Here is a 556-nt window from a genome sequence, read left to right on the forward strand (position 1 = left end):
TCTTTAACCGTAATACAGGCATACCAGTTGCCGCGAGAATCTTGCACCAGCTCGCAGGTATTGATGCTATAGAGCGCTAAGTTATAGCTGTGCCATACATCAATAGTGAGCTTTTTACCCTTAGCGAGGCTTAGCTAAATGGTAGATTTAAGGCTTTTCTTGCCTGATTGACCGGTTGCTAGGTGTTTGATAGCGGTCTTTTTAAAAGGAATCCAACCAAGATTCTTACGCTTTGATTTAGGATTATTGGTATGCCAGTTGAGTTTGGCTTTTTTGAATTGTTTGCGGCTCTTAGCATGGGTTTCAGTTATAGCTTGCAATGTTTGGCTGTGCAGGTTTAGCAGCTCACCACTACCTTAAACTAAGCTCATTGACGTAATTCCAGACAAAGTTAACCGATCCGGCTAAGATATTTAGCTGATTGGTGTGTTTGTCTTTGATGCGTAATTTGAGCGTCTTCATAAGATGATTATGATCTCAATGAGCTTGGTTAACAAGCTGTGTTCAATCTTAGATGACAACGGTTGACGCCTGATATCCACGCCCTAAAAGTGAC

1 protein-coding gene is annotated in these 556 nt (G+C 41.5%); it reads right to left on the reverse strand.

The window, feature by feature from the left end; all coding sequences use genetic code 11:
* Nucleotides 1–134 precede the first annotated feature (134 nt).
* The gene (locus AC2FA3_RS15085; RefSeq protein WP_490510296.1) at nucleotides 135–320 is read right to left on the reverse strand and encodes a hypothetical protein; all 186 of its coding nucleotides are present in this window, start codon (nucleotides 318–320) and stop codon (nucleotides 135–137) included.
* Nucleotides 321–556: the final 236 nt, after the last annotated feature.

Source organism: Janibacter sp. CoH_79_TC_3 (genome assembly GCF_058197955.1).